Raw genomic sequence first — 6,071 nt, forward strand, 5'->3', positions numbered from 1 at the left:
ACCGGTTCGGGCAAGTCGGTGGGGGTCAACGCCATGTTGATCTCCATGCTGCTCAAGGCCACGCCCGAGGAGCTGCGGTTGATCATGGTCGACCCCAAGATGCTCGAACTCTCGGTCTATGACGGTATCCCGCACCTGCTGGCCCCGGTGGTCACCGACATGAAGGAGGCCGCCAATTCGCTGCGCTGGTGTGTGGCCGAGATGGAGCGCCGCTACAAGCTGATGGCGGCCATGGGGGTGCGCAACATCGCCGGCTTCAATGGCAAGCTCGACGAGGCGGAGCGGGCGGGGGCCCAGGTGGCCGACCCGCTGTGGGACCCCCAACCCTGGGAAATGCACGAGCCGCCCCCGGTACTGGAGAAACTGCCCTATATCGTGGTGGTGATCGACGAATTTGCCGACATGTTCATGATCGTGGGCAAGAAGGTCGAGGAACTGATCGCCCGTCTCGCCCAGAAGGCGCGGGCCGCCGGTATCCACCTGATACTCGCCACCCAGCGCCCTTCGGTGGATGTGGTCACCGGCCTGATCAAGGCCAACATACCCACCCGCATGGCCTTCCAGGTCTCCTCGCGGGTCGACTCACGCACCATTCTCGATCAGGGCGGTGCCGAGAACCTGCTGGGCCACGGCGATATGCTCTACCTGCCTGCGGGTTCCGGTCTGCGACTCGGGTCCATGGTGCCTTCGTCGACGATGACGAGGTGCATCGCATCGTCGAGGACTGGAAGCGCCGCGGCGAGCCCGTGTATATCGAGGAGATCCTCTCCGGTGGTGTCTCGGCGGAGGCGCTGACGGGCCTGGAGGCGGAAGGTGGTGATGGCGGCGATGCCGAGCAGGACGCCCTCTACGACGAGGCGGTGCAGTTCGTGACCGAGTCCCGGCGCGCCTCGATCTCCGCGGTGCAGCGCCGCTTCAAGATCGGCTACAACCGTGCCGCGCGGCTGGTGGAGGCGATGGAGGTGGCCGGCGTGGTCTCTTCCATGGGCACCAATGGCGCCCGCGAAGTGCTGGCGCCGCCGCCGGTGGGGAATTGACCCCATCTTCGTCCCCTCGTCAAACATGCATCAAACGTGAAAGCGCCGGCGGGCATGCAACCCGCCGGCGCCGACCGGGTCCGATTGACAGGATTACACATACGGACCCGCTAGGGAGATAGCGATAATGACTGTAAAGAAGAGCCTTGCCACACTGACCATGATGCTCGCGCTGCCGGTTGCCGCCTTTGCCAGCGAAGGGGCGGATCGTTTGGCCTCGATACTGGAGCCTTTGCAGACCTACCAGGCCAGCTTCGAGCAGCAGATCCTCGACGGTAGTGGCCAGCGCCTGCAGCAGGCCAGCGGCACCATGTGGCTATCGCGTCCCGGCAAGTTCCGCTGGGAGGTGGACGCCCCCTATCAGCAGGAAGTCATCTCCGATGGCAGCGAGGTCTATCTCTACGACCCCGACCTGGAGCAGGTCACCGTGCAGGCGCTGGACCAGCGTGTCACTCATACTCCGGCGCTGCTGCTCTCCGGCAGTGCCAGCGAGCTGACCGAGAACTACGAGGTCACGCGTCAGCAGCAGGGCAGCAACGAGAGCTTCCGGCTGGTGCCGAAGTCGCCCGACACCCTGTTCGAGGAGCTGGAAATGACCTTCCGCGGCGAAGAGCTGCGGGGTCTGGAAATGACCGACAGTACCGGTCAGCGTACCGCCATCGAGTTTCGTGACGTGGGCATGAACCAGTCCATCGACGAGAGTCGTTTTACCTTCGACATTCCCGATGGCATCGATGTGATCCGCGACACCCATTGATCGACAGGCAGTAGCCCATGAAGCAACCGCGCCGCCCTCGAGGCGGCGCGGTTGGTTTCAGGCGTCCGCCCCTCCATCCGCCTGGGCATCCAGCTCGGCCCGCCAGGCCATCAACTGGGCGTAGCGCTTCTCCTGGCCGTGATCGCTGGGCTGATAGAGCGGCTGGCGGGGGAGCTCGTCGGGCCAGCAGTCGTGGGCGCTGCCCGCCGGATAACCCTGTGGCTCGCTGTGGGCGTAGCGATACCCTTGGCCATGACCCAGCGACTCCATCAGACGGGTCGGCGCGTTGCGCAGGTAGTGGGGAACCTCCAGGCTGGGTTGGGCGGCCACCAATGACTTGGCACGATGCCATGCCTGGTCGATGGCGTTGCTCTTTGGGGCCACGGCGAGATGGATAGCGGCATGGGCAATGGCGCGCTGGCCCTCATGGTCTCCCAGGCGCAGGTAGCGTCCCAGGCCGTCATGACCAGCGGCAGGGCGCGGGGATCGGCGTTGCCCACGTCTTCCGACGCGATGGCGGCGAGCCTTCGAACAACGTCCAGCGGGTCGCCGCCTCCCTGGATGAAGCGGGCGATATAGAGTAAAGCGGCATCCTGACGCGATGAGCGTATCGACTTGTGAATGGCCGAGAGCAGGTCGTAGTAGTAGTCACCCTGCTTGTCGAAGGCGCTGGCCTGATGGCCCATGGCGGCTTCCAGGGCCTCCCGGGGCAGGCGTTCATGATCGCCCTCGGCGACGGTGAAGTCGCAGGCGGTCTCGAGCAGGCCAAGAGCGCGTCGTGCATCGCCGGCGGCGGCCCGGGCGAGCATGGCGAGGATCTCGTCATCCACGGCGATGCGGCGGCTGCCCAGGCCGCGCTCGCTGTCGCCCAGGGCCTGTCGCATCACGGTAACCAGTTCGTCTTCGTCGAGGGGTTTGAGCACGTGAACGCGCGCCCGGGAGAGCAGTGCCGAGTTGACCTCGAAGGAGGGGTTCTCGGTGGTGGCGCCGATCAGCGTCAGCAAGCCCGACTCCACATGGGGCAGCAGGGCATCCTGCTGACTCTTGTTGAGACGGTGGATCTCGTCGAGAAACATCAGCGTCGGCTGGCCCTGCCCCCGCGCCACCTCTGCCCGGGACGCCGCCTCGCGGATATCCTTCACCCCGGCCATGACCGCCGAGAGCCTTTCCAGGCGTGAGCCGGACTCCGTGGCCAGGATGTCGGCCAGGGTGGTCTTGCCCACCCCCGGGGGCCCCAGAGGATCATCGAGCGCACCGTGCCGGTCTCCGCCATGCGCCGTAGCGGTTTGCCGGGCCCCACCAGCGCCTGCTGGCCCACGTAGTCCTCCAGGCGGCGGGGTCGCATGCGGTAGGCCAGTGGTGCCGCATCGTCGGGGGGCTGGCCGAACAGGTCCATGGAGCGCTCCTTTTGGCGGTAGGTCATGTCATTGGGTTTCTGGTGCTCGGGAATTATGCAATACGACCTTGGGCGATGTGCGATATTAGGCCAAAGGGGCTAGGGTGATATGGCACCTTGCCTGCTCGGGTCGCCAGAAATTAAGCGGCCTCGACAATGAACCTGCGTTCATCCCACGTATCCAACGCTTATTGCCCGCTTCATTTGATGGTAGAGGAGGCTTCGACATGCCCATGCTGACCCAACTGCGTCGGGATCATGCCAATATGGCGCGCATGTTGCACGTCCTTCAGCTCAAGCAGAAGGCCCTTGCATCCGGCGAACGACCCAATTTTCAACTGGTCCGGGAAGTCGTCGACTACATACTCGACTACATGGAAGGATTTACGGTTCCCCTGGAGCGGGTCTGCACCGAGCGTCTCAATGCCCTGGCCCCCGAGAGCAACACGCTGACAGAGCGGCTTTCAAACGACTACCAGGCACTGCGCCAGCGGCTGATGCGGCTCTCCAACGACATCGACATGATCCTGATGGACGCCGTGGTGCCCATGGATCGCTTCGCCGAGGACCTGAAGGCCTACCTCGACGCACACCGCGCCTATCTGCGCGACGAGCGGGAACTGCTCTTTCCACTGATCCGTGAGCACTTCGATGATCAGGATCTGGAGCGTCTGGCGGAGGCTCTGCCCGACGGTGCCGCCGCCAAACTGGAGCGATTGCAGGCCGCCTACCCCGAGCTCTATGCCGAACTGAGGGACATCGAACCGGCAACCTGAGAACAAGGGGCGGATGGGAGCCTGTCCCGCTTGCTGCTAGAATGAGCGCCTCCTAGCAGCCGAGCGACTCCACATGTTGGACTCTTTTCCATGTCCGGCCCGATCCTGATCTTCGACTCCGGCGTCGGCGGCCTGTCGGTGATTTCACCGCTGCGCCGCCGGCTGCCGGATGCCGCGCTTGTCTATGCCTGCGACAACGCGATGATGCCTTACGGTACGCGGCCTGATGACTGGCTGGTGAAGCGTATCCTGGCGGTCTGCAGCGCCGCGGTCGCCGCCAGTGATTGCTGCGTGCTGGTGGTGGCCTGCAATACCGCCAGTACCCTGGCCCTCGATCTCCTGCGCGACCGGCTGGAGGTGCCCGTCGTGGGTACCGTGCCGGCCATCAAGCCTGCCGCGGCGTCGAGCCGCAGCCGTCACATCGGCCTGCTGGCCACCAGTGCGACGGTGTCCCGCCCCTATACCGATCGCCTGATCCGGGAATTTGCCGCCGACTGCCGGGTCACCCGCGTGGCAGCCGATCCCCTGGTGGCCCAGGCGGAGCGTCTGCTGGCAGGGGAGACGCCGGACCGGGCCATCATACGTGAAGCCACGGCCCCCCTGTGGGCGGCGGGGGACCTGGACACCGTGGTGCTGGGCTGCACGCATTTTCCCTTGCTGAGCGCCTATATCGCCGAGACGGCACCCCACGGGGTGCGCCTGGTTGACTCCGGCGAGGCCATCGCGCGTCGGACGGCCCAGGTCATCGTCAGTTCCGCGCCTCGCGGCGAACGTGATCGCAGCTTTGCCACCGCCCCGGATACTCGCTTGAGCCGAGCCCTGTCGGCGTTCGGTTTCGACGCGCCTCAGTGGCTTCCCCTCGATTGACTTTCTGCCTTGCCACACTCACGACAGGAGCTACCGTGTCCCTTCCCGTTGTCGATCCCGCGCGCTACGACCAGCAGCTCCAAGCCAAGCGGGAGCGTATCGTTCGCCAGTTCGCCCCTTTCTCGCCACCGCCCCTGGAAGTCCTGGCATCGCCGCCTAGCCATTATCGGCAGCGCTGCGAGTTTCGTATCTGGCACGAGGGTGACGACCTCTTCTATGCCATGTTTGAAATGGAAGGGTCCGACGACGATCCTGCGGCTCCCAGGAAGAAGCGCGTCATTCGCCTGGATCAGTACCCTGTTGCCAGCCGGCAGATAAATGCGCTGATGCCCCGGCTGCGCGAGGCGCTGCTGGCCAGCTCCACACTGCGGCATCGGCTGTTTCAGGTGGAGTTCCTGACCACGCTGACCGGCGAGGCGCTGGTGACCCTGATCTATCACCGGCCGTTGGATGCGGCCTGGGAGAGCGAGGCGCGAGCGCTTCAGGATCAGTTGGATATCTTCATCATCGGCCGTTCGCGCAAGCAGCGGCTGGTGCTCGAGCGCGACCATGTCTGGGAGCGGCTGGACGTGGACGGGCGCTCCTTCGTCTACCAGCAGGTGGAAAACAGCTTCACCCAGCCCAACGCCGAGATCTGCCGCTCCATGCTGGCCTGGGCCCGCGAGGTGACCCGGGGCAGTCAGGACCACGACCTGGTCGAACTCTATTGCGGCAACGGCAACTTCACCATTGCCCTGGCGGAGAATTTTCGCCGCGTGCTGGCCACCGAAATCTCCCGCACCTCGGTGGCAAGCGCCCGGGAAAACCTGGCGGCCAATGGCATCGACAATGCGGTGATCGGACGGATGTCGGCTGAGGAGTTTGCCGAGGCCCTGAAGGGGGAGAAGGGCGGGCGTCGGGTAGAGGAGATGGGGCTGGAGTCATACGACTTCGCCACCGTGCTGGTGGACCCTCCCCGGGCAGGTCTCGACGACGCGAGCTGCCAACAACTGAGCGAGTATCCTCGTATCGTCTATATTTCATGCAGCCCCGATACATTGGCGCGGAATCTGGAAACGCTATGTCGCACTCACAGGATCACGCGCTTCGCGCTGTTCGACCAGTTTCCCTGGACGCACCACTGCGAATGCGGCGTCCTGCTGGAGCGATACGCCACCTGAGTTGATCAGGGCAGCACTGCGCACTCTGGCAATGTCAAGTAGCAGATCGTCATATGGCGATGCCCAAGCGGCATGCAC

At 64.7% G+C, this 6,071-nt stretch carries 4 protein-coding genes and 2 pseudogenes; 5 read left to right on the forward strand and 1 reads right to left on the reverse strand.

Annotated features, from left to right (window positions below; translation table 11 throughout):
• Both Q427_RS14135 and lolA read left to right on the forward strand, forming a co-directional pair.
• Window positions 1-1,037, forward strand: a pseudogene (locus Q427_RS14135) (DNA translocase FtsK); the annotation flags it as partial.
• 127 nt (window positions 1,038-1,164) lie between these two features.
• Window positions 1,165-1,794 carry an outer membrane lipoprotein chaperone LolA gene (gene lolA / locus Q427_RS14145; RefSeq protein ID WP_043514990.1) on the forward strand — a complete coding sequence of 210 codons (630 nt, stop codon included), beginning with the start codon at window positions 1,165-1,167 and terminating at the stop codon, window positions 1,792-1,794.
• 57 nt (window positions 1,795-1,851) lie between these two features.
• Here the strand turns inward: lolA and Q427_RS14150 are convergent.
• Window positions 1,852-3,190, reverse strand: a pseudogene (locus tag Q427_RS14150) (replication-associated recombination protein A).
• 233 nt (window positions 3,191-3,423) lie between these two features.
• Here Q427_RS14150 and Q427_RS14155 point away from each other — a divergent pair.
• From Q427_RS14155 to trmA, 3 genes are all read left to right on the forward strand, one after another.
• Entirely contained in the window at window positions 3,424-3,966 is a 543-nt protein-coding gene (locus Q427_RS14155; protein WP_043514998.1) for a hemerythrin domain-containing protein, read from the forward strand.
• Between the two features lie 90 nt (window positions 3,967-4,056).
• The gene (murI, locus tag Q427_RS14160) at window positions 4,057-4,833 is read left to right on the forward strand and encodes a glutamate racemase (protein WP_043514993.1); all 777 of its coding nucleotides are present in this window, start codon (window positions 4,057-4,059) and stop codon (window positions 4,831-4,833) included.
• A 35-nt stretch (window positions 4,834-4,868) separates the two neighbouring features.
• Window positions 4,869-5,993, forward strand: a complete 1,125-nt coding sequence (gene trmA / locus Q427_RS14165; RefSeq protein WP_043514995.1) for a tRNA (uridine(54)-C5)-methyltransferase TrmA — start codon at window positions 4,869-4,871, stop codon at window positions 5,991-5,993.
• Window positions 5,994-6,071 lie beyond the last annotated feature (78 nt).

This window comes from Halomonas sp. BC04 (assembly GCF_000568385.1).

Excerpts from the sequence above, each read along its gene's own strand:
- lolA (WP_043514990.1), top strand. The coding sequence starts at position 1,165 with ATGACTGTAAAGAAGAGCCTTGCCACACTGACCATGATGCTCGCGCTG.
- Q427_RS14155 (WP_043514998.1), top strand. The coding sequence starts at position 3,424 with ATGCTGACCCAACTGCGTCGGGATCATGCCAATATGGCGCGCATGTTG.
- murI (WP_043514993.1), top strand. The coding sequence starts at position 4,057 with ATGTCCGGCCCGATCCTGATCTTCGACTCCGGCGTCGGCGGCCTGTCG.